The 21,676-nt window shown below is 58.3% G+C and carries 20 protein-coding genes; 7 read left to right on the top strand and 13 right to left on the bottom strand.

Annotation, left to right across the window (positions count from 1 at the left end; genetic code table 11):
• Positions 1 to 9: 9 nt before the first annotated feature.
• The 3 genes from AC3IUA_RS10535 to AC3IUA_RS10525 form a co-directional block, all read right to left on the bottom strand.
• The gene (locus AC3IUA_RS10535) at positions 10 to 1,506 is read right to left on the bottom strand and encodes a helix-turn-helix transcriptional regulator (protein WP_489360659.1); all 1,497 of its coding nucleotides are present in this window, start codon (positions 1,504 to 1,506) and stop codon (positions 10 to 12) included.
• A gap of 247 nt (positions 1,507 to 1,753) precedes the next feature.
• A complete protein-coding gene (locus AC3IUA_RS10530; RefSeq protein WP_489355766.1) occupies positions 1,754 to 2,725 on the bottom strand; it encodes an IS110 family RNA-guided transposase in 972 nt (323 codons plus the stop codon).
• A 1,109-nt stretch (positions 2,726 to 3,834) separates the two neighbouring features.
• Positions 3,835 to 5,394: a nucleobase:cation symporter-2 family protein gene (locus tag AC3IUA_RS10525; protein WP_489360657.1), complete on the bottom strand. Its 1,560-nt coding sequence runs from the start codon at positions 5,392 to 5,394 to the stop codon at positions 3,835 to 3,837.
• A gap of 270 nt (positions 5,395 to 5,664) precedes the next feature.
• On the opposite strand from AC3IUA_RS10525, the gene AC3IUA_RS10520 reads away from it, so the two are divergent.
• A complete protein-coding gene (locus AC3IUA_RS10520) occupies positions 5,665 to 6,189 on the top strand; it encodes a DUF3016 domain-containing protein (RefSeq protein ID WP_489360655.1) in 525 nt (174 codons plus the stop codon).
• Between the two features lie 74 nt (positions 6,190 to 6,263).
• Positions 6,264 to 6,617, top strand: a complete 354-nt coding sequence (gene osmE, locus AC3IUA_RS10515; RefSeq protein WP_489360653.1) for an osmotically-inducible lipoprotein OsmE — start codon at positions 6,264 to 6,266, stop codon at positions 6,615 to 6,617.
• A gap of 19 nt (positions 6,618 to 6,636) precedes the next feature.
• On the opposite strand, the gene AC3IUA_RS10510 is transcribed toward osmE, so the two are convergent.
• The gene (locus AC3IUA_RS10510; protein WP_489360651.1) at positions 6,637 to 7,470 is read right to left on the bottom strand and encodes an arylamine N-acetyltransferase family protein; all 834 of its coding nucleotides are present in this window, start codon (positions 7,468 to 7,470) and stop codon (positions 6,637 to 6,639) included.
• A 140-nt stretch (positions 7,471 to 7,610) separates the two neighbouring features.
• On the bottom strand, positions 7,611 to 8,405 hold the full coding sequence (locus AC3IUA_RS10505; RefSeq protein ID WP_489360649.1) for an exodeoxyribonuclease III: 795 nt from the start codon (positions 8,403 to 8,405) through the stop codon (positions 7,611 to 7,613).
• Between the two features lie 255 nt (positions 8,406 to 8,660).
• On the opposite strand from AC3IUA_RS10505, the gene AC3IUA_RS10500 reads away from it, so the two are divergent.
• The 3 genes from AC3IUA_RS10500 (at position 8,661) to AC3IUA_RS10490 (ending at position 13,697) form a co-directional block, all read left to right on the top strand.
• Entirely contained in the window at positions 8,661 to 11,360 is a 2,700-nt protein-coding gene (locus tag AC3IUA_RS10500; RefSeq protein ID WP_489360647.1) for a cation-transporting P-type ATPase, read from the top strand.
• 279 nt (positions 11,361 to 11,639) lie between these two features.
• Positions 11,640 to 12,935, top strand: a complete 1,296-nt coding sequence (locus tag AC3IUA_RS10495) for a hypothetical protein (RefSeq protein WP_489360645.1) — start codon at positions 11,640 to 11,642, stop codon at positions 12,933 to 12,935.
• A gap of 81 nt (positions 12,936 to 13,016) precedes the next feature.
• A complete protein-coding gene (locus AC3IUA_RS10490) occupies positions 13,017 to 13,697 on the top strand; it encodes an SOS response-associated peptidase family protein (RefSeq protein ID WP_489360643.1) in 681 nt (226 codons plus the stop codon).
• Positions 13,698 to 13,712: 15 nt separating this feature from the next.
• On the opposite strand, the gene AC3IUA_RS10485 is transcribed toward AC3IUA_RS10490, so the two are convergent.
• Together AC3IUA_RS10485 and AC3IUA_RS10480 are read right to left on the bottom strand one after the other, a co-directional pair.
• Complete coding sequence (locus AC3IUA_RS10485) at positions 13,713 to 14,816, bottom strand: DUF3616 domain-containing protein (RefSeq protein ID WP_489360641.1); 1,104 nt, start codon at positions 14,814 to 14,816, stop codon at positions 13,713 to 13,715.
• A 197-nt stretch (positions 14,817 to 15,013) separates the two neighbouring features.
• A complete protein-coding gene (locus AC3IUA_RS10480; RefSeq protein ID WP_489360639.1) occupies positions 15,014 to 15,745 on the bottom strand; it encodes a hypothetical protein in 732 nt (243 codons plus the stop codon).
• Between the two features lie 476 nt (positions 15,746 to 16,221).
• Between AC3IUA_RS10480 and AC3IUA_RS10475 the strand changes: the two genes are divergently transcribed.
• Complete coding sequence (locus tag AC3IUA_RS10475) at positions 16,222 to 16,509, top strand: hypothetical protein (protein ID WP_489360637.1); 288 nt, start codon at positions 16,222 to 16,224, stop codon at positions 16,507 to 16,509.
• 119 nt (positions 16,510 to 16,628) lie between these two features.
• Here the strand turns inward: AC3IUA_RS10475 and AC3IUA_RS10470 are convergent, their stop codons facing one another.
• The 3 genes from AC3IUA_RS10470 to AC3IUA_RS10460 form a co-directional block, all read right to left on the bottom strand.
• Positions 16,629 to 16,892, bottom strand: a complete 264-nt coding sequence (locus tag AC3IUA_RS10470) for a DUF1652 domain-containing protein (RefSeq protein ID WP_489360635.1) — start codon at positions 16,890 to 16,892, stop codon at positions 16,629 to 16,631.
• 286 nt (positions 16,893 to 17,178) lie between these two features.
• Entirely contained in the window at positions 17,179 to 17,835 is a 657-nt protein-coding gene (locus AC3IUA_RS10465) for a ribonuclease T2 family protein (protein WP_489360633.1), read from the bottom strand.
• Positions 17,836 to 18,167: 332 nt separating this feature from the next.
• Positions 18,168 to 18,407, bottom strand: a complete 240-nt coding sequence (locus tag AC3IUA_RS10460) for a hypothetical protein (protein WP_489360631.1) — start codon at positions 18,405 to 18,407, stop codon at positions 18,168 to 18,170.
• A gap of 175 nt (positions 18,408 to 18,582) precedes the next feature.
• On the opposite strand from AC3IUA_RS10460, the gene AC3IUA_RS10455 reads away from it, so the two are divergent.
• The gene (locus AC3IUA_RS10455) at positions 18,583 to 18,783 is read left to right on the top strand and encodes a hypothetical protein (RefSeq protein WP_489360629.1); all 201 of its coding nucleotides are present in this window, start codon (positions 18,583 to 18,585) and stop codon (positions 18,781 to 18,783) included.
• Between the two features lie 175 nt (positions 18,784 to 18,958).
• Here the strand turns inward: AC3IUA_RS10455 and AC3IUA_RS10450 are convergent, their stop codons facing one another.
• The 3 genes from AC3IUA_RS10450 to AC3IUA_RS10440 are packed head-to-tail and all read right to left on the bottom strand — an operon-like array spanning position 18,959 to position 21,644.
• Positions 18,959 to 20,248, bottom strand: a complete 1,290-nt coding sequence (locus AC3IUA_RS10450) for an NAD(P)/FAD-dependent oxidoreductase (RefSeq protein ID WP_489360627.1) — start codon at positions 20,246 to 20,248, stop codon at positions 18,959 to 18,961.
• Entirely contained in the window at positions 20,245 to 20,991 is a 747-nt protein-coding gene (locus AC3IUA_RS10445) for an amino acid ABC transporter ATP-binding protein (RefSeq protein ID WP_489360625.1), read from the bottom strand. Before AC3IUA_RS10445 ends, AC3IUA_RS10450 begins: the two co-directional genes overlap by 4 nt.
• Positions 20,988 to 21,644 (bottom strand): amino acid ABC transporter permease, encoded by a 657-nt coding sequence (locus AC3IUA_RS10440; protein ID WP_489360623.1) that lies wholly within the window; start codon positions 21,642 to 21,644, stop codon positions 20,988 to 20,990. Before AC3IUA_RS10440 ends, AC3IUA_RS10445 begins: the two co-directional genes overlap by 4 nt.
• Positions 21,645 to 21,676: the final 32 nt, after the last annotated feature.

The following is a 21,676-nucleotide window of genomic DNA, read 5'->3' as shown; positions in this document are numbered from 1 at the left end:
TTTGCACCTTTACTGCTTGCCCTTGGCCCGCCGTTCACCGGCGAACAGACCGCGCTCACGGGCCCAGACAATCGCTTCACTGCGGCTGTGAACATCGAGTTTGGAATACACCATCGCCACATGATTGCGCACCGTATTGGGCGCCAGCGTCAGACGCGCGGCGATCTCCTTATCCGCCAGCCCCTCGCAGATCAACCTCAGCACATCCCGCTCGCGAGCCGTCAAGTCAGCGAATGAAATGCTTGGCAGTTGCGGTGAATTCACGCTTTTTACATTGGCGAGTTTTTCGATCAGAGTCCGGCTGAACCAGGAGGCGTCCTGCATCACCTCTTCAATGGCCGCCACCAGCTCCAGCTCGGTACGCTTGCGCTCGGTGATATTCATCAGCACCAGTAAATAGCAGGGCGAATCCTGAATGCTGACAGTGTCCGCCGAGACCACGCAGTCAATCAGTTCAGCACCTTTCTTGCGCAACTTCAGATCCACACCGTCGAGGCTTCCGGATTTCTCCAGCGCTGTGAACAAGCGTGCACAGGCCTCGGGGCTTTCGACAAAGGAAATTTCTTCGACCGTCTTGCCGAGCAATTCTTCAGCGGTGTAACCGGTAGTTGTCAGGAAGGCTTCATTGATGTCGACCACTTGCCGGCTTTCGGCATAGCACACCAGAATCGGCACTGGCGTCAGGCGAAAGGACTTGGCAAAACGCTCTTCACTCTGACGTAGAGCGATCTCGGCCTTGCGCCGCGGCTCCAGGTCCATGAAGGAAAACAACATGCAGGCTTCATCATTGATATCCAGCGGCTGTCCGGCGACTACCACCAGCTTGCTGCCGCCCTCGGGCAAGCGCAGCTCGGCCTCCATCTGCGGAATGGTAGCGCCCGCGTTCAAGCGCTCGATGGCCAGGTCCTTGCGATCGGCATCTTCAAGCACATCCAGCTCATACACCGAACGACCGATGACCTGATCGCGGGCATAGCCGGTCATCTCTAGAAAGCCCTGATTGACCTTGATGTAACGCAGGTCACTCAACCGACAAATCACCGCCGGCGCAGGGTTGGCATTGAAGGTCTTTTCGAAGCGCTGCTCGGCGCTGGCCCAGTCGGTGACATCGGCAAAAATCAGCACCAACGACTCCGGTTCGCCACTGCGATCCTCGAGAATCATGCTGCGGATGCGATGGACCCAGGTGCGTTGCTGGTCGGCGTTGGCGGTGACTTCGACCATCACATCGCTGAAAATCTCGCCTTTGGCGACGCGGCTGATCGGGTAACTGTCGGCAAGCACCGGATGGTTGTTGCGGTAGCGCAAGGCAAAGCGTTCGGCATATTCCTGCGCATTGGCGCCCAGTTCGCTGACCTGGCTGACACCGTGCATGGTGAGCGCGGCTTCGTTGGCCCAGAGAATGGTTTGATCCACTTCGATCAGGATGACCCCGTCCGACAGCCCGGAGATGATCTGCTGCAACTGACGGCGATTGGTTTCGGTCGCTAGGACATCCTGACTCATCGGCGCTCCAGAGAGTGCTCGCAGCACACAGGCGCGGAATGCGCGAAAGATGCGGACACAATCTACGACCACAGGCGTCGGGCATCGTGCGGAAAATCAAAAAATCGCAGGCTGCGATCTTTTGATCTTGCTTCGGGCACTCTTCGGAACCGCCAAAAGATCGCAGGCTACGCCAGCTCCTACGCCAACCGGGTACACCCGCAATAGGGTGGGTGCACACAACCCCCTGTAGATACCGTCTTAACCCTCACCGGGCAAGCGCAAGTTTCGGGTCAAATGGTTGGCCCGATTTGATCACTCCAAAGATGATGTGCAGCAGCTTGCGCATCGCTGCACAGATGATCTGCTTGGGGGCCTTGCCGTTGGCTTTCAATCGCTCTTTGAGCGCGATAATCGCTTCGTTATGCTGCATCGCCACCAGACCTGGCATGTAGAGCCCGGTGCGGAGTCGCGCTGATCCGATTTTCGAGATAAAGGTGCGGCCCTTAAGCTGGCCAGACTCTTCCAGCTTTGGATTTAAGCCCGCCGCCGCCACCATTTGTCGAGGATTCGAATACTTTCGCAGGTCGCCCAGCTCGGCAAAAAGCATCTGCGCCGATTTGTCGGCAATGCCATCAATGGTCACCACCAAGTCGCGCATTTGGCGCATGTCCGGGTCGTCATCAATGTGTTTCTTCAGCGCCTTTTTGGTTTCGGCAATCTCTTTCTGGATGTGGTTGATGACGGAATTGATCGAAACCTTGACGCTGTCGTCGGACACGTCCAGACGATTACGTTCCATTTGCAGCATTTCCTGAAGGTCATTCAGGCGACGAACCATGGCCTTCACCTGTCGATACTTCAGTGGCTCCGGCGCCCACAGCGTTAGCTTTTCATGCTTTTCCTTGGCGAAATCGGCGATTAGCTTGGCGTCGGTCTTGTCTGTTTTGACCCGTTGCAAATCACTCCTGGCATGGGCTTTGGTCTGCGCAGGATTGACGACACAGACCCGATAGCCCTTGTTGTACAAGAACTCGGCCAGCGCTTCGTGGTAGATGCCGGTGGCTTCCATCACGATTAAGGCTGAAGGCTCGACGTGCTTCTGCAGCCAGGCGTGGAACTCCTCGAACCCCTTGATTGCATTGGGCAATTTTGCTTTGGTTTTATGTTTGCCGTTAGGCAGGTATTTGGCGATGTCAAAGGTGTGTTTAGCGGCGTCGACGCCAACATAATCGGACATGATCGTCTCCCAATTGAATCAATTGTGATCATCACTGCACTCTGTCCAACCTTGCGAATGCGGGCTCTCGCCAGAGACGGGCCCAAGATACCGTTCGAACTATATGAGTGAGTGTGGAGGGTTGGAGCACGATCTACGTCGCAGGCTCTAGGCCTAAGGAGCTGCACGGCTTCCAAATCCCTCCCTCGATGATCAGTCGAGAACTATCGCTCCTGGCGGAGCGATAGTCGAGATACAAGGAGCTGCCGCAGGCTGCGATCTTTTGATCTTGCTTCGGGCAATATCCAGAACCGCCAAAAGATCGCAGGCTGCGCCAGCTCCTACGCCGACCGGGTACACCCGCAATAGGGTGGGTGCACACAACCCCCCGTAGGAGCTGCCGCAGGCTGCGATCTTTTGATCTTGCTTCGGGCAATATCCAGAACCGCCAAAAGATCGCAGGCTACGCCAGCTCCTACGCCAACCGAGCACACCCGCAATAGGGTGGGTGCACACACCCCCCCGTAGGAGCTGCCGCAGGCTGCGATCTTTTGATCTTGCTTCGGGCAATATCCAGAACCGCCAAAAGATCGCAGGCTACGCCAGCTCCTACGCCAACCGAGCACACCCGCAATAGGGTGGGTGCACACACCCCCCCGTAGGAGCTGCCGCAGGCTGCGATCTTTTGATCTTGCTTCGGGCAATATCCAGAACCGCCAAAAGATCGAAGGCTGCGCCAGCTCCTACGCCAACCGGGTACACCCGCAATAGGGTGGGTGTACACAACCCCCCGTAGGAGCTGCCGCAGGCTGCGATCTTTTGATCTTGCTTCGGGCAATATCCAGAACCGCCAAAAGATCGCAGGCTGCGCCAGCTCCTACGCCGACCGGGTACACCCGCAATAGGGTGGGTGCACACAACCCCCCGTAGGAGCTGCCGCAGGCTGCGATCTTTTGATCTTGCTTCGGGCAATATCCAGAACCGCCAAGAGATCGCAGGCTGCGCCAGCTCCTACGCCAACCGGGTACACCCGCAATAGGGTGGGAGCACACACCCCCCCGTAGGAGCTGCCGCAGGCTGCGATCTTTTGCGCTAAACACGACATATCCTGAAAGTTTTTTCTCGGGCCCCTACAAAGGATCGCAGCCTGCGGCAGCCCCTACGGTACTACCCGACGCGCTCGCGGCCTTTGGATCGTGCGAATGATGATCCTGCGAGGCATGCAAGGGCTCAGCCAGCAGCGGGATCTCGTTACCTTCAGCATCGTGCAGCTTGCCACCGCTGAAATAGTCACCTTCACGCAATGCCGCGACATCATGGAAGCACAGGCTGCGCTCGGTACCGGCGACGAACACCGACTGTTGATCCGAGTTGCCAGCGGTGAAATGGTTGAATGCCAGGTTCAGGGCAATCGCCATGATTGCCGACGAACTGATCCCGGAATGGAAAATGGTCGCGAACCAGCTCGGGAAGTGATCGTAGAAGGTCGGTGCGGCGATCGGGATCATGCCGAAACCTATGGAGGTGGCGACGATGATCAGGTTCATATTGTTGCGGTAATCGACCTTGGACAGCGTACGAATCCCGCTGGCAGCCACGGTGCCGAACAGGACGATACCGGCGCCACCCAATACCGAAGTCGGTACGGCAGCAATCACCCGCCCCATCACCGGCAACAGACCGAGGATCACCAGGAACAGCCCGCCAGTGGCCACCACATAACGGCTCTTCACCCCGGTAACCGCGACCAGCCCGACGTTCTGCGCAAAGGCGCTCTGGGTGAAGGAGCCGAAGATCGGCGCGAACATGCTCGACAGCATATCGGCGCGCAGGCCGTTGCCCAGACGCTTTGAATCGACCTTGGTATTGATGATTTCACCGACCGCGAGGATGTCTGCGGACGTTTCCACCAGGGTCACCATGATCACGATACACATCGACAGGATGGCCGCGACCTGGAACGTCGGCATACCGAAATGGAACGGCGTCGGGAAGCCGATCATCGGCCCTTCGGTGACCTGGGAGAAATCGGCCATGCCGAGAAACACCGCAATCAGCGTACCGATGACCATCGCCAAGAGAATCGACAAGCGCGAAATCGCCGCACTACCGATCTTGCTCAGCAACAGCACCAGTACCAGGGTCATGGCTGCCAGGCCAATGTTCTGCATGCTGCCGAAATCCTCGGCGCGGCTGTTACCGCCCATGGCCCAACGCGCTGCCACCGGCATCAGCGTCAGGCCAATGGTGGTGATCACAATACCGGTCACCAGGGGCGGGAAGAATTTGGTGATCCTGGAGAACACCGGCGTGATCAGCAACCCGATCAACGACGCCGCCATCACCGCGCCCAATATCGCTGGAATACCCCCACTGCCACCGCTGCCGACAATCGCCACCATGGTCGCAACCCCGGCAAACGAAACACCTTGCACCAGCGGCAACTGACAACCAAAAAAGGGTAAACCAAGGGTTTGCAGCAACGTCGCCAGGCCACCGGCAAACAGCGACGCGGCGATCAACAGACCGATATCCGCCGGAGCCAGCCCGGCCGCCTGACCAACAATCAACGGCACCGCGACGATACCGCCGTACATGGTCAGAACGTGCTGCAGGCCGTAAGCCATATTCGCGCCGATCCCGAGTTTCTGATCCTCGGGCCGTTGTTTTGAAACAGAAGGCGTATTCATGGTGAGGGGGTCTCTGGTTTTTGTTATGCGCACACTGTATGCAACAGTCGGAACAAATGTCCAGCTAGATGTATACAATCAACACACCTTGAAATGCCATGTTTGCTGCCAGAATAGCTGAACGACCTGAATTACCAGCGCTCGGACCTGCAAGGTGCAACCCGAAAAAAACCGCGACTCAACGCCCTGGCTGAAGTTGCCGAAACCCTTGCGAGGGGTAAACTTAATAGCAGATGCCGGCTTCTCTCAAGCCGGGTCCGGAGGTGTGTCATGCGTGTGACAGGCGCGGGTACCGCCGTCTTGCTGATGATGCTGGGCAGCATGACGCAACCGTTCGCCGCAACGACCTCGGTCGAGGTCAACTTCAAGAATCCCGAATCGTTTCGAGATGCCAGCCTGAACACTACCGGTTATGAAACCGGCGCCGACGATTACGTCATGAAAGAACTGCGCAGCTCGTTCGAGCAGCTCGGCAAACGGTATCTGCAGCCTGGACAAGTGTTGCAGATCGAAGTCAGTGACATCGATCTGGCCGGTCGCTACGAGCCTTGGCGTGTCAATGCCAGCCAGGTGCGGTTCATGCGCGACATCACCTGGCCGTCGATGAAACTGCACTATGTACTCAAGCAAAACGATCAGACGATCCGCCAGGCCGACGCCCGGCTCAGTGACAAGTTCTACCTGCAGCGTCCCGGCCGGGCAGCCAACAGTGACCGCCTCTATGCCGAAAAAGCCATGCTCGCGGACTGGTTCCGCACTGAGTTTCAGAGGCAGAACTTCAGCGGTCGCAAGTGATAGTGCATACCCTGCTCGCGCCACCCTGAGCTGAATCGGCAACGTGCGCAGCAGGTAACCCCGGGAGCCTGACCATGTCTAACCTTCTGCTCGTGACGCTAGCTGCCCTGGCCACCCTGACCGCGTGTTCCACCCCGCGGGAGCAGATCTACCGGGACGAACCGCTGGTCGCCAAGGTCAGCACCGGCATGAGCAAGCAGCAGGTGCTCGACATCGGCGGGCAACCGGTAGCGGTAAGCAATCGCATGGAAAATCCCGGCTCCTGTCTCGACTACCAGTTGTCTCAGACCGGCCAGCGCCAGGCTTACCACATCAGCCTCGATGCACGCGACAAGGTGGACCACCAGGGTTTTACCAACTGCGCCGGGTGGGAGCTCAGGCAACAGGCCGACAAAGAACGCAGGGAGAATAGTGGCGGCGGATATTAGGTCCGTCAGTTAAAACGTTTCAAATAGCTGGCGGGTTGATCAAGCGTTGGATGATCTGCCTCAGCTGCGGATGTTGCGGAACCCGAATTCCAAACTCGCTGTGCAGCAGTTCGATGAGTTCGTCAGGGTCCGTCAGCTCTCGCCGCTCGCTTTCTAGCCCCATCCGATGCAAGGCATAGCTACTGTTATTGAGCGTTCGACGCAGCCCCTGCCCCATCTTCGCCACCATCAGCTGCCCAAGGAACGGCGAGTCCTTATGGGTCGAGACGTACCAATTACCGATCTCGTAATCGATCGCCGACTGCGGCTGCAGATAAAACACATACAGTGCACGCCATTCGCCGGCGACTTTTGCGCGCAGGGTGTAGCTGTCCTCCCCCTGCGTTATCCGATACGGCTCATGGGGCGTTGGCTGTTCTTCTTCGGTGTCCAGCCGCAGCGGGGTCGTCGGCACCATGCCACCAAAGCCGACGTCAGTGATATAGCGAATGCCGTCCAGGGTCAGCACACTCAAGCGGTGGGTGCGTGCGGTCAAAACGCCCTCGGGACTGCCTATCACCACCCGCCCGGTAATGCCCCGCGCCTCGTATCCCAGCTGTTGCAGCAACGCCAGGAACATATTGTTGAGTTCGTAGCAGTAACCACCCCGCCCTTCGTGCAGGACTTTGCGCTCCACCGACGGCAGATCGATGGGCACCGGAACCTGCAACAGCGTCGACAGCGTTTCGAAGGGGAAGACGCTGGTATGGCGCAGTTGAAGCTCGCGCAAAGTGTCCAGCGTCGGCGCTGGCGGCGCGTCGTAGCCCAGGCGTTGCAGATAGAGTTCGATGTTTTGCAGCTGAGGCTGGCTCATGATTGAGTCCTTGCACACGAGGTGTCGCGTACGCCCGTTTCTCCAGGATCAGCCCCTTGGGAAAGGAACGCTTTGCGGATGGACGATAGATATAAGCCATTACCGCCAAGGAGTAACAATTGATTTAACCAATCACCACGTCAACGCCGCTTACGCGAGGCCAGGCGGATCCAGCACGGAGCATGATCGCTGGCATGGGGCTGATTCCTGACCCAGGCATCGACGCCGGCCTCGCGCAAGTAAGGGCTCAGGGCCCGGTTGAGCAACAGGTGATCGATACGCAGCCCGGAGTTCTTCTGCCAATGCTGGCGGAAGTAATCCCAGAAGGTGTAGAGGCGATCCTGCGGATACAGTTTGCGCAATGAATCGGTCCAGCCCTGAGCCAGCAAACGCTGATAACACTCGCGGCTTGCAGGCTGTAACAGCGCGTCCTTGAGCCAGGAGCGCGGGTTGTAGATATCCAGATCGGTGGGCACCACGTTGTAGTCCCCGGCCAGCACCACTGGATGATCACTGTCCTGCAGCAGCCTGGCGTAATCGATCAAGCGCTCGAACCACGCCAGCTTGTAATCAAACTTCGGCCCTGGCTGTGGATTGCCATTAGGCAGATAAAGGCACCCCACCACCACCCCATGCACCGCCGCCTCCAGATACCGACTGTGAAGGTCCGCGTCATCGCCCGGCAAGCCACGACGACTTTCCAGCGGCTGCGCATCGCGAGCCAGGATCGCCACCCCGTTCCAGGCAGCCTGGCCATGCCAGATCGCCCCGTAACCCGCCGCCTCGAAGTCCAGGACGGGAAAGTCCTTGTCCGCGGCCTTGAGTTCCTGCAAACAGGCGATGTCCGGTTGCTCGCGCTCCAGCCATTCCAGCAGGTTGGGCAGTCGGGCACGGAGACCGTTGATGTTGAACGTCGCGATCCGCAGATTGTTCATGGCCAGCGCTCGCCGTCAGGGGGTGTCTGACATGTGACCCGCGGGCAGCGCGGTGGTTGCGTTGCTGAACGGTCGCCCCCTCCTCTTGCGCTAAGCTTTCAGGCCTGTGTAATTGGAAGAAACACTTCTCCAACCAAGCTGAAGCGACTGACCGCCGCGTTTCGAGTCCAAAAGATGTACAACCTTGACTTGGACCAGCACGGCTTCATCAAGCGAACTCTATAGTTGCGACAGGCTGATTTCGGGAATGTCGACATGGATAAGGTGACCCAAACCACGTGGCACAGCCAGACGCCGGAGTACTGCCTCGGGCAACTGCAAGCCAGTGAACACGGGCTGAGTGCCGCGGCGGCGGCCGAACGTCTGGCGCGTTATGGCGCCAATCGCCTGCCCCAGGGGCGCGGCAATGGTCCGCTGAAGCGCTTTGCGCTGCAGTTCCACAACCTGCTGATTTATGTGTTGCTGGCGTCCTGCCTGGTCACCTTCGCTTTGGGCGAGTGGCTGGACAGCGCGGTGATTTTTGGCGTCGTGCTGATCAATGCCATCGTCGGGTTTATCCAGGAAGGCAAGGCCGAACAGGCGATGCGCGCGATCCAGCGCATGCTGGTGGTCGACAGCCGGGTCCGCCGCGACGGCGAGGTGCTGTCCTTGTCGGCCGAAGAACTGGTGCCGGGTGACATTGTGCTGCTCGAGGCCGGCGAGCGGGTTCCCGCCGATCTGCGCTTGCTTGAAGTGCGCGATCTGCGCGTCGAGGAGGCGGCCCTCACCGGGGAGTCGTTGCCCGTGGACAAGCAGACGGCGCCGGTAGAGGCGGATGCCAGCCTGGGCGACCGGCTGAGCATGGCCTACTCCGGCACCCTGGTCAGCGCCGGCAGCGCGGTCGGTGTGGTGGCCGGCACCGCAGGCGACACCGAGCTGGGTCGCATCAGCCACATGCTGGGCAACGTCAGCGCGCTGCAAACGCCGCTGCTCGCCGACCTGGCGCACTTCGCCCGGCAGCTCACGCTGATTATCCTGGTGATGGCGGCGGCAACCTTTGCCTTCGGCATCGGCCTGCGAGGCTATGAGCCAGGGGATATGTTGATGGCGGCCGTGGGTCTGGCCGTCGCCGCCATCCCCGAAGGTCTGCCGGCGGTCATGACCATCATCCTCGCCCTGGGTGTGCAGCGCATGGCCCGGCGCCAGGCGATCATCCGGCGGATGCCGGCGGTGGAGAGCCTCGGGGCGGTGACGGTGATTTGCTCGGACAAGACCGGCACTCTCACCCGCAACGAAATGACCGTGCAGCAGGTTTTCACCGCGGCCCATCATTACCAGGTCGAGGGCATCGGCTATGCCCCCCAAGGACGAGTCTCCTGCGCGGCGGGTGATGGCTGTCAGCTGGATCATTCGGCCGATATCCAGCATCTGGCACGGGCCGGTCTGCTGGCCAACCATGCGAGCCTCAACCTGGCCGATGCGCAGTGGTGCATCAGCGGCGACCCTACCGAAGCGGCGCTGCTGACCCTGGCAGGCAAGCTCGGCCTGGAACTGCCACATGAATCGGCCAACCTGCCGCGGGTGGATGCGATTCCCTTCAGCGCCGAACACCGCTGCACCGCCAGCCTGCACCAGCATCAAGCCGGGCACGGCCTGATCTACCTGATTGGCGCGCCCGAGCGCTTGCTGGAGGTCTGCAATCGGCAATCGCGTGATGGCCAGGACGAGCCGCTCGACCGGAGCTACTGGCATGCCGCGCTGGAACAAGGCGCTGGCCAGGGCCTGCGGATGCTGGGCCTGGCCTCGCGCACCTTGCCCCAGCCCCAGCAGGAGTTGAGTTACGCCGATCTCGAGGGCGGGTATGTGCTGCTGGGGCTGGTGGGCATGCTCGATCCGCCGCGTGAAGAGGTCATCCAGGCCATCGCTGACTGTCATAGCGCCGGGATCCAGGTCAAGATGATTACCGGCGATCATGCCGCCACTGCGGCCAGCATCGCCGAGCGGCTGGGCCTGGGCGACAGTCCACCGATGACCGGGGTCGAGCTGGACAGGCTCGATGACACCCAGCTGGCCGCACGCCTGACCGACACCCATGTATTCGCCCGCACCAACCCGGCGCAGAAGCTGCGCCTGGTGGAAGGCCTGCAAGCCAGCGGCGCACGGGTGGCGATGACCGGCGACGGCGTCAACGACGCACCGGCACTCAAGCGCGCCGACATCGGCGTGGCCATGGGCATCAAGGGTACCGAAGTGGCGAAAGAGGCGGCCCAGATGGTGCTGGCCGACGACAACTTCGCAACCATTGTCCATGCCATCGAGGAAGGTCGCACCGTCTACGACAACCTGAAGAAATCCATCCTGTTCATCCTGCCCACCAGCGGCGGGCAGTCGATGATCCTGCTGGCGGCGATTGCCCTGGGCTGGACATTGCCGATCACGCCGTTGCAGATCCTCTGGGTGAACATGATCACCGCCGTCACCCTGGCGTTGGCGCTGGCCTTTGAACCCGCGGAAGCCGGCATCATGCGCCGACCACCCCGCGATCCCCGCCAGCCGTTGCTCAGTCAGGTGCTGCTGTGGCGGGTACTGCTGATTTCCGCGCTGATGACCGTGGTTTCTCTGGGCCTGTTCCATTTCAGTCAGGAACTGGGCTGGAGCCTGGACGCCAGTCGGGCTTTGGCGGTCAATGCCCTGGTGGCCTGCGAAGTAGGCTATCTGTTCAGCAGTCGTCGACTCGACGGCGTGGCGCATTTCGCCTGGCGTGACAACCCGATGGTCTGGAGCATGGCCTTGCTGATCGCGTTCCTGCAGCTGCTATTCACCGAACTGCCACTGCTGCAGCAACTGTTTGCCACCGCTTCCATGCCCTTGAAAGCCTGGGGCTGGTGCGGCCTCGCGGCGCTGCTCACCTGTGCCCTGATCGAACTGGAAAAAGCCCTGGTGCGCTGGTATGGGAGTCGGCGAATGGCAGATTGAGGGGGTGGGAGATCAGCCTCAACCTACATCGCTGCACCGATAGAGGCTCAGCCTCACCGCCAGCAACGCGAGCATCCCGGCGCAGCTGCGGTTGATCCGACTTGACGTGATATACACCGACTTCTAATGTCATTTTGCAACCACAGAAAATGGGACCTGAACCCGGCATCCTTCTCCTTGATGAGTAGGAGAAACGAGCAGACGTGCCCAGGGTTTGCTCATGACTTAAATGATGACAACCATCGCGTGGCAAACCTCTCAACCCTGAGATAAATCACAGTGAAACACGTAACGACCTACTTCATCTGGCTCAGGCGCTATCGTCGACTGCTGCTTGGTTTGCTGGTCGCGGCCATGATTGCCGGGTATTTGCTTCACATAAGCATGGTCGAGACGTGGGCTGCAGTTCCTGGTGATTCGAGCACAAACGTCAAGCGACAAGTATTGAGCCAACTTGCGAGTGCCACGAATTCACAGGGAACGGTAAAGGAAGGAGCCAATTTAAAGCTATTGACCTTGCTGGCGCCCAACAGGAATCGTGTCACTCTTTTTGTCGCGGAAGCGGACTTTTTTGACTCCAGGATCGAGGGGGCCGACCGTTGGGATGGAGTGCTCTCTGGAGACGTGATTCTGGTGAACTCAGTGGATGAGTTTCACCGAAACAATGGCGGGATCAGCGAAAGGATCGCCAAGGGATGTGACCTTCAGTCCTTAAACCCCCAGTCAGACAAAGCTGATCAAATAGGAGATGTAACCTTCGAGCCATGCCAAGGCCCCTACAGCGCGATAGGCATCAAGCAAGTGGCCAATGTTGCCATCATGGTTTGGCGAGACGACAAAGGTCGTGCCCGATGCAGAGAGTCAACTGCGCAAGAATCACTCAATGTTCCAGAGGACGGTTACTCCTCGGATCCTGGCTACGTTTCGTGTCTATCAGGCTGGATCAGCTATGCGATCTCTGACCTGCTGATCAGGCGCACAGAAGTCAAAAACCCACCGACAGTTTTGATCCCGGCGCTGGCAACCGGCGCTGGTGGCGTCTCTCCCGAAGCCACTTATCAGGCATACCGCAGAGTCGTAGAAGACCTGCTAGCGGCACCCGAAGCTTCATCAAACCTTCCGGAACACCTCGTGCTTCTACTGTGGCGTGGCTGGAACCCAGATCAATGGGCGGCCCATCAGATAGCGATAGGAAACCTCACATCTGAACTTCACAACAGGTGGGCGATGAAGGCGGTGAAGTATCGACAACCCGCTCCTATTGCAGCTCTCCTTGGAGTTCTGTCCGGTCTGATCGCGCTAGTCCTGATTACCGCAGGACACCCAACCGCGGTTCCAAAACGTTTGCGAGGCATGAACGAACTCAAACTTGCGATGACTCTAGTTGGGTGGGGACTGGCTGCCCTTGGTTTGGTAGCCGTGCTTCAAGCAACGATTGGCGCAGTACTGCGCGCAAGTTTAGTCACCAGCTTCTGTCTGGGTTTAGTCGGGACTTTACTAGCGGTAGGCGCCGAACGTGCCAGGGATTCATTCCGCGACGCGAGTAAAGAGGACCACGAACCACCCCCCCTATAGACGCGGACACTCACTTCTTTCCACCCGCGCGAACCGGACAAATGCTGAGCTAAGCTAAAAGCACAACCGGAGGACTTTCCCATGTGCGGAAGGCTTTCTCAGTACCGGGGCATTCACGACTTTGTCGCTGCGTTGAGCATGCCCAATGCGCTGGTCAACACCGTGGGTGATCAGCCACTCGAACGGTACAACGTTGCGCCGACTACCCAGGTAGCGCTGCTCCACCTGGAAGGCGACTTGTTGCATGCCGATTTCGTCCGCTGGGGATGGCGACCCCATTGGGCAACCGACCGTCCGCCGCCGATCAATGCCAGGGTCGAGAAGGTCATGCATGGCCCGTTCTTTCATGCGATCTGGCCGCATCGGGCGATTGCGCCGATCGACAATTGGTTCGAGTGGGTTTATGAGGGCGGTCCGAAGAAACAGCCCTACCTTGTCCGGCGCAAGGACCGCGCGCCGATCCTCTGCGCTGCCATTGGCCAATACCCCGCCGGCGGCCGGGAACCGAGGGACGACGATGGCTTCGTGATCATCACCGCAGACAGTGTCGGCGGCATGGTCGACATCCACGACCGGCGGCCGGTGGTACTGACGCCGGAACTGGCCCGGGAATGGCTCACCCACGCAACGCCAAAGGAACGCGCCGAGCACATGCTCATGCACCAGGGTGAGCCCACCGACGAGTTCGAATGGTTCAAGGTCGATTTTGCGGTGGGTAATGTGAGGAATGAGGGGGCCAGGCTGATCCGCCCTATCAGCTGATTTAGCCAAGCCTCGCTACAGATCAAAAAGGTCCGCTTCCAGGCTACCATCACTGCGTTTTCTATGATCGGCAGGGGCGTCACATACAATCAGAAGCAAAGGCCCGGGGCAGTCGGTTGTTGAAAAAAGCGCCATGCCTTCTGCGTGATCATCTTCCTGGCCGAAGGGGACATCCAGAATCTTCGTGAGATCCTTGCTGAACACCACGCTTTCCCCGGCCGCCTGTACTGCGTTTGGCCAGCGACTGACCGTAACCGGTCCGTCGAGATCCATTGTCGGCCCGGCAAGAATCAGCAAATCAGATCCGTGCACGCATAGGTCGCGAATCCCCAATCCTCCCAACTGGATAAAGTGCTTGCGATAAGGACGGCCGCGCTCACCGATCCCTGCCAACTTCAGGGTATGAGGATCGTCTTCTTCCACCTGCGGTTCAATTTCAAGAATGATTGCCCAGCCTCTCAATACCGGCCCTCGCAGGCCAATGAACAGCCGTTTGCCAGCGACCGCCAAGCCTTCGATATCGAAACCGTTGTCTTTGCCCGGAATCGCGAAAAAGTCCTTCAAGTGCTCATCGTCCTCGAGCGCTTTAGTCAGAGCATTCCAGGACTGTTCACCGCGCAACTGGGCGGCTGTTCGCTGCAAATCCGTGGTTTCTCGCACAAGGCTGATGGTGCCATCCTGATCCACCACAGGGATCCGGGCCAACAGATAGCGATTTCCATCGCTACTGACCTTGCTCAGTCGCTCGATATTCTTGTGAACGTCTCTTTGCGCTTCTGGCTGCTTGCGCTTGAGGCTATGGGAGCCGACCAACCAGAGATAGCGTTCGGTCGCGTCATAGGAAAGCCCCTCTATATCTGCTTCCTCGAAATCTTGCGGGGAAGTCGGGGGCGCAGGCAGACGCAGTAAATCATTCAGCGAAAACTGTTGATGATCTTCATAAAGAAACTCACCCGCAGCCGTCTGGCCTTGGTAAACCAGGCGCTCCAGGGTCAACCGTTCATCATTGGCAAGCCAAAGCGACTGACCGATCTGCAACACGGCCGATAAACCGTCTCTGAGCTTCTTCTTTTCACTCAAATCAAAACCACTGTTCAGCTTCAGCAGTACAGTTCTCATACGCCTCCTGTGAGCCACCTTCGGCTGCAATTGTGCAACAGGCTGAAATATCTACACCCGGAACATTCTTTATAGTTTCCAGGCAAGCACGCTGAACTATAGATGCAAGTGACAAACACAACAAATCCGGCAGGTGAACGTTTGAGATGAAAAAGGCCCCACACTGTGAGGCCTCCTTTTGTTCTCAACTCAGCAAATCAAAGCGACTGCAAAGAAATGCTCGCACTCTGAGAGTCCTGCGGGCTGTCGGCATCCAACCAGACCCACTGCGTACCATCACCTTGCAGATTATTGGTAATACTCTGGATCTGCGAAGTAACGATTGCCACGGTCCCACTCTCACTGGCCGTAGGCCCTATTGTCGTGACCTGATTCTGCAGCAGGCCATTCGAGGTCTCGTTAACCACGAACACGGTCGCCTTGCTTTCGCGGAACTGGCACGAAATGAACTGAGTAATGGTGCTGGCGATCGTCAGGCTCATCCACTTCGACGGGGGTACAGCATAGTAGCGAGCGTACTTGTTAAACGGATACTTCTCACCGTTGGCCTGCAGCGCACTATTGTTCAAACCGGCGGTATTGGTCGGCATGCCGACACTCCCGAGCCAGACCTCGACTTGTGCGTTGCCAGCGGCAACGGGCAGCGAAACCGAGATGGTCTGAGTATCAGAGCCGGAGACAAAACCCAGTGATGCCAGGCCTGCGTTGGCCGTGGTGCCGGGAACAGTGATCGTGCAGGGGGCCTGGCTATTGCTCCAGACCACATTCACATTGGCATTATTATCATTTTGAGCGGAGTTGTAGATAAAGATCCCATAGAGCTGCCCTGGACTAAGGACTGTACAAGTGGCTGTATCTCCCGCGGTGAGGGTTATACGTTGTCCGCCGTTCCAGTTAATCTGGGCTGCTGATATAGCGATGCTTTCCATGTGGGGATTTCCTTTTCCTTGAGTGAACATAAGTGTCATACCGCGCAGCTGATTTCGACTTCTGCCGCGCGCCATAAGATGCTAGCTGCCAATAACATTACTGCCTTATAATATTCAGACTCTTTAGCGATAACAGCCGCCACCCATTAAAAGCGTTAACTCTTTTATACGCCTTACAACTATCACCAAAGCGATATGTAACGAAAGCGACTAACAAAAATAATGATGGGTGCCTATACAACCCAACAAAGCGCCTTTATTTCTTTTTCCTTTATTGCTTATTTCCAAGAAACGCTGAACTCCTGCCGCCGGGACGTTTCATAATTCTATGGTTCGACCTGCGTCGCAGCCCTTCATCTGGACATGGCGAAAAAACTGCAGATCCAGCATCAAAAGGTCAATTGACCCCTGCGCTGAATTGCCAGCACCCTTGCCGCAGACGCAGAATAAAGCTTCATGAATCCGAGGAGGCCCCCATGGACAACTCGACTTCGCTGATTGGCACAGGCACCGCCTGCATCGACTATGTCCAGGACACGCTGTTCGGCCCGATCTCGAAACGTACCGAATGCCAGGTCCGGCTGTTCACCCTGAATCTGGCTGACCAGCCAGGATTCGAACTGCAGGTCCAGGCAGCGCCGGACGATCTGCACAAGGCGCACACGGTAATCGTTCTCCTGGACGGCAAAAAGTACTGTGGCATCGTCCGACATAGCAAACGAGGCGACGAACATAGTTTGATGTTGCAGATGGAGATGCAGTAACCCGCGCTGCCCACACCGCCGGGATTTCGAACCCGGCAGGTATCCAGGTCGCCCAGTGCGGATACGCGCAAAAGAATTTACGCCTGTCGGTCAGCGCACTGGGCCAGGTTTTCCGGAAATCAGCTGGCCTTTCTGACCGACTGACTATGCAGGCTGTCCCGGCCAGCCTGAAGTTCCGCACGCAACTCCGTAACGAGATTGCAGATTGCACTGCTGCTGATCAGTTCCGACGTGGAAATTCCCGTAACGTAGAGATCGACTCGACCAGAGTGTTGATCAAAAATCTGAACACTCAGATATCCGTCAGGGTTGACCCTGCAGGTACAGGAGAGAGGCAGAAAAGCCGATTCAATGATGTGGCGAAGTTCCAGGGTGGAGATCATCTAGCTTGTCTCATGGGTAGAGGGTGGTTTTTTTTGTCGGATGAACCTCTATAAATTTATACGAACTTGCACCATTTTGAATCACCTGATGACAGGCGGCGATTCGCCATGCGGTTGCCCCCAACCATTCCAGATATCGTGCGGCCAGTCAGTCTCGCACCGGTGCTGGCTTGGCCCGATGGACAATCAAGCCAGCTCGATAATTCCCGGTTCAGGTTTGATCCGGAAGCAATGAGCGCCCCCTGTTTCTCCCAGCCAGGCCTGCTAACGGTTGAAATTGGCTCACTCACCGAACTGGCGGCACCCGAATCTCTCCGGACCGACATTGATTTTTCACGCCCTTGCCGCAGGCCGTGAATGCCAGGTCTTTCCCCATGCAGATACGAACTTCCGACAACTCAGGCCCTTTACAGATTATCGCGATGCCATCAGCCGGTATGCCTGCATTGCTCTCATGGAACAGTCGCGCAATTTCTCGAGCTTCCAGGTAAAACTCGGTGCTGAAGGGTTGCAGAGTCTCCGGGATCCGCACCGCACCCACGGCCTTGTCTGCCAACTCCAGATAATCCACGGCCTCCAGACCGCTACAGGTGCCATGTTTTCTCCACTCATGCTCAAGCAGCTTCTTCGTCGCAAACAACGTCAGCCCCTGCGCCCGCTCCTCTTGCGATAACTGAACCCGTGGAGCACAAGACTGGGGCCAGCCGCCCTTGGCGTACTGAGGCCAGAGACCGTGGAGTACAAAACCGTAGCCTTTTCCCGAACATTGTTCATTTTCCAGATGCGTCAGGCAAAACGTCGGTGACCAGGACAACGACAGAAGATAGTAGTCAAAGACCCCTGCAACCCCCCGCTGATTGCCGTTGCGCTCCCGCGCATCGCTCATGCCTACGCTGCAGATCGTCAGCGCAATGAGCGCCCCCAGTACATACAATCTTCTCATTAACCCTCTCATCGGGACCGGATCATCCTGTCATCCCATTCTTGTTGATTCACACGCAAGATCAAAAACAACTTGTCCCGCTGATGTTTCTACCGCCTGACTCGGGCTGTTGATCAGTTAGACGTTACGCGAACCGTAGCAGCTGCCGAAGGCTGCGCCCGGCTGCGAAGCTGCCGTAAAATCAGGCGCTGCGATATTCCAGGGAAACCGTACAAGCAGGATTTACGACTGCTTCGCAGCCGGACGGAGCCTTCGGCAGCTGCTACGAGGGACAGTGCTGAACCTGAAACTCCTTAACTGACTGACTTTGGCATCAAAGGCCGCCCATTTTATTACGACGACGAAGCCTGCGCCTGCAAGCGTCGCCCGATGACATCCAGCAAATCACAGCCATCGCGCAACGGGATCGCCAGCACCCGAGCGAAATCATGCAGGACCACCGCGTCGCTGCTGATTTCCTCGCGCATGGCGAGGTTCTCCAGCAACTGGGTTACAGCACTGATGCGGTACGCGGCGGTGTCGTGCAACAAAGGCGCTGGTACGCGCACCTTCCAGGTTATTGGTCGCCTCAACGTGGGCTACATTTGCACTACGGGCAGCAGCTTCACGGGTAAGCATGGCGAGCACCCAGGGTGGTCGGATGCATTCACTTTAAACAATACGACGCTGGTGGCTCAAGCGGGTGCACGAACTCCGGCGCGGCCATAGAAAACACCCGTTCCCTGCCCCTCACAGGAGCACGATAAAATGAAAATACGAATCCAGTCTGTCAGTTACAACGCTGATCTAGAGCCAGAAATCTTCTCGGTCCGCCTTCTCTTGGAGCCGGATGATGGCTATGAAGGCATCTTCATGGGAGAGACCGTTGTGACTATCCCCTTTGATTCCGAGCTGACGTTTTCACAGATTGAACAGAAGGCGATAGCCGAGGCAAAAAGGGTTATCTGAAATCGACCTTGAGGAAACAGCCATTCTTTCTTGCAATGCGGATGCGCCAACCCCTGTCCGTAAAACAAAACGGGATGCGCATTCGCCAGGAAAATCGGGGGACAGTTTTTTGCGCGCTCGCATAGAAAAACAGATCCGTCCCCTCTTCTCACTTCCCGATGTCTTCAGCCGATTTTCAAAACAACGCATCCAATAACCGGTAATAGGTAATGCCAGCGGCAAGATAGAGACGCTGCAGGCCGTGAAATGGAATTTTGCGCAGTGCCGTGACCGGGAACGGGAAGTCCTCGGTCGCTCCCGACAGCCTGGCTGCCAGATGTCGGCCCAGTGCCGTGGACAGGGCGATACCGCGCCCGTTGTAACCGAGCAAGACGGACAACCCGGGGGCCGGTTCATGCACGTGCGGCAAAAAACTCTGGGTCAGTGCGACCCGACCACTCCAGCGATACTCGACAGCAATACCCGCCAGCTGCGGAAACAGCATACTCAGCGAACGTTCCAGGTGTCCCCAGTCGCTCTGCCGGGAAGGCTCCGAGAATGGACCGCGCCCTCCCAGCAGCAAACGGCCCTGTGCGTCTTGCTTGAAATACAGCAGCAAGCGTCGGGCATCCGAGCAGACCTCGCCCCCGGGCAGGATGGTTTTGCGTATCGCCTGCGGGAGTGGACGGGTGGCGATGACGAAGCTATTGGCCGCGACCACGGTCTGACGCAAGCCGGGCCACAGGTCATCGGTATAGCCATCGGTGGCCAGCAATACTCGCTGCGCGCTGACGTTGAAGCCTTGCGCAGTGGACAAGCGCCAGCCTGATCGCTGCCGTTGCAGCCCTGTGACCCGACTGTGACCGTGGATCATCGCGCCCTGCCCCATTGCGGCTTTCGCCAGGCCGCGCGCATAACTCAATGGATGCAAACTGCCAGCCCGCGGGTCGACCCAGCCACCCAGATAGTTCTCGGTGCCAATGCGCTGACTGACTGCTGCCCGGTCCAGCAACTCTGCCTTGACCCCCCTTCGTTGCCACTGCGCGGCGCGTTGCTCAATGGCCTTCATCGCTGTTGCGGAACAGGCCGGTTGAATCCAGCCTTGTTGCGTCGCATCACAGTCGATGCCGTACTGGCTGATCAACGAAAACACTTCATCAGCGGCTGAACCGGCAGCGCCGATCATGGCTTCGGCGCGGGCCGGGCCGAACTTGGCGTGCAGTTGCTCCGGGTCGAATTTCAGCCCCGGAATCACCTGTCCGCCGTTACGCCCCGAGGCCCCCCAGCCGGGCTCACCAGCATCCAGCACGCAGACACTGACACCCGCTTCGGCCAACCGCAAAGCAGTCACCAGACCGGTGTAGCCGGCACCGACTATGGCGACGTCCACGTGTTTGTCTTCCGCCAGGGCCGGGGTTTCCACCGCGGGGGTTGCCGTCGCTGCCCAGAGAGAGGCTGGCAATTGCGGCGCGAAAGGTGCATTCATGCCGGCACCTCCGCGCTGTGGTTGAGCAGTCGGCGAAGAAAGTCCTGTGTGCGTGGATGCGCCGGGGCACTCAGCACCTCCGCGGCCGGCCCGGTCTCGACGATCTTGCCGCTGTGAAGAAAGCACACCTTGTCCGCGACGTCTCGAGCGAAAGCCATCTCGTGCGTCACCACGATCATCGTCATGCCTTCGTCGGCGAGCTTGCGCATCACCGCGAGCACTTCGCCGACCAGCTCCGGGTCGAGCGCCGAAGTCGGTTCGTCGAAGAGGATCGCCTGGGGGTTCATCGCCAACGCCCTGGCAATGGCCACGCGTTGCTGCTGGCCACCGGACAGTTCGTCCGGGTAGGCATTCATTCGATGGGACAAACCGACCTTTTCCATCAGTGCCTCAGCGTTTTTGCGGGCGGTCTGAGGGTTTTCCTTCTTCACGTAGATCGGCCCTTCCATGACGTTTTGCAAGGCGGTGCGATGGGGAAAAAGATTAAAGCGCTGAAAGACCATCGCCACCCGGCTGCGAATCTCGTGAATGCTCTTGTGGTGGCGGTCGACACGCTCACCGCTGACCAGAATGTCGCCCTGACCATAACTTTCCAGGCCGTTGATGCAGCGCAGCAACGTAGACTTCCCCGACCCCGAGGGGCCGATCAGGCAGACCACTTCACCGCTTCGCACCTGCAAGTCGATGCCTTCGAGGACCGCCACGCTGCCGTAACTCTTGTGAATGCCCTTGATCTCGATCATGACTTTCTCCGGGTGCTGAAGCGTGCTTCCAGACGGCGCAGCGCAAAGGACAGTGGCAGGCTCAACGCAAGGTAGAGCAATGCCACCAGGGTGTAGACCGTCATGTTTTCGAAGGTCGAGGAAGCGATCAGCTGCCCCGCGCGAGTCATCTCGGCCACGGTGATGGTTGATACCAGCGACGAGTCCTTGAGCATCATCACCAGCGTATTGCCATAAGGCGGCAAGGCAATGCGAAATGCCTGGGGCAATACCACCCGCCGCATCACCATCGCACCGCGCATACCCAAGGATTCCGCCGCTTCGATCTGCCCTTGCTGAATGGCCTGGATACCGGCACGAAAGTTCTCTGCCTGGTACGCCGAATAGGCGATGCCCAAGCCGATGACACCGGCCTGCATCGCGCTCAGCTGGATGCCGAATTCCGGCAGGACGAAATAGATATAGAACAGCTGCACAATGATCGGCAGACCGCGAATGATGTTCACCACGCTAATGGCGAACAAGGCGATCGCGCGTATTTTCGAGACCATCATCAGGGCGAAGAGCAGCCCGATCAGCGAGCTGAGCACGAACGACCCGGCCGTGACTTGAAGCGTGACCACCGCCCCCTTGAGCAGAATAGGGAGGAAGTCCAAAGCGTTCTGAAGAATCATAAGGCTACCCACGAAACCAGGAGTGGATCCGC

The organism is Pseudomonas sp. KH_050 (assembly GCF_057838875.1).
The sequence above is the reverse complement of the archived record's forward strand: the minus strand, read 5'-3'. Positions and strand labels throughout refer to the sequence as shown.

Coding starts and splice junctions, on each gene's coding strand:
- AC3IUA_RS10480 (WP_489360639.1), bottom strand. CDS start 15,745: ATGGAAAGCATCGCTATATCAGCAGCCCAGATTAACTGGAACGGCGGA.
- AC3IUA_RS10520 (WP_489360655.1), top strand. CDS start 5,665: ATGCGTGTGACAGGCGCGGGTACCGCCGTCTTGCTGATGATGCTGGGC.
- AC3IUA_RS10490 (WP_489360643.1), top strand. CDS start 13,017: ATGTGCGGAAGGCTTTCTCAGTACCGGGGCATTCACGACTTTGTCGCT.
- osmE (WP_489360653.1), top strand. CDS start 6,264: ATGTCTAACCTTCTGCTCGTGACGCTAGCTGCCCTGGCCACCCTGACC.
- AC3IUA_RS10455 (WP_489360629.1), top strand. CDS start 18,583: ATGAAAATACGAATCCAGTCTGTCAGTTACAACGCTGATCTAGAGCCA.
- AC3IUA_RS10485 (WP_489360641.1), bottom strand. CDS start 14,816: ATGAGAACTGTACTGCTGAAGCTGAACAGTGGTTTTGATTTGAGTGAA.
- AC3IUA_RS10465 (WP_489360633.1), bottom strand. CDS start 17,835: ATGAGAAGATTGTATGTACTGGGGGCGCTCATTGCGCTGACGATCTGC.
- AC3IUA_RS10450 (WP_489360627.1), bottom strand. CDS start 20,248: ATGAATGCACCTTTCGCGCCGCAATTGCCAGCCTCTCTCTGGGCAGCG.
- AC3IUA_RS10530 (WP_489355766.1), bottom strand. CDS start 2,725: ATGTCCGATTATGTTGGCGTCGACGCCGCTAAACACACCTTTGACATC.
- AC3IUA_RS10470 (WP_489360635.1), bottom strand. CDS start 16,892: ATGATCTCCACCCTGGAACTTCGCCACATCATTGAATCGGCTTTTCTG.
- AC3IUA_RS10510 (WP_489360651.1), bottom strand. CDS start 7,470: ATGAGCCAGCCTCAGCTGCAAAACATCGAACTCTATCTGCAACGCCTG.
- AC3IUA_RS10475 (WP_489360637.1), top strand. CDS start 16,222: ATGGACAACTCGACTTCGCTGATTGGCACAGGCACCGCCTGCATCGAC.
- AC3IUA_RS10505 (WP_489360649.1), bottom strand. CDS start 8,405: ATGAACAATCTGCGGATCGCGACGTTCAACATCAACGGTCTCCGTGCC.
- AC3IUA_RS10445 (WP_489360625.1), bottom strand. CDS start 20,991: ATGATCGAGATCAAGGGCATTCACAAGAGTTACGGCAGCGTGGCGGTC.
- AC3IUA_RS10535 (WP_489360659.1), bottom strand. CDS start 1,506: ATGAGTCAGGATGTCCTAGCGACCGAAACCAATCGCCGTCAGTTGCAG.
- AC3IUA_RS10525 (WP_489360657.1), bottom strand. CDS start 5,394: ATGAATACGCCTTCTGTTTCAAAACAACGGCCCGAGGATCAGAAACTC.
- AC3IUA_RS10500 (WP_489360647.1), top strand. CDS start 8,661: ATGGATAAGGTGACCCAAACCACGTGGCACAGCCAGACGCCGGAGTAC.
- AC3IUA_RS10440 (WP_489360623.1), bottom strand. CDS start 21,644: ATGATTCTTCAGAACGCTTTGGACTTCCTCCCTATTCTGCTCAAGGGG.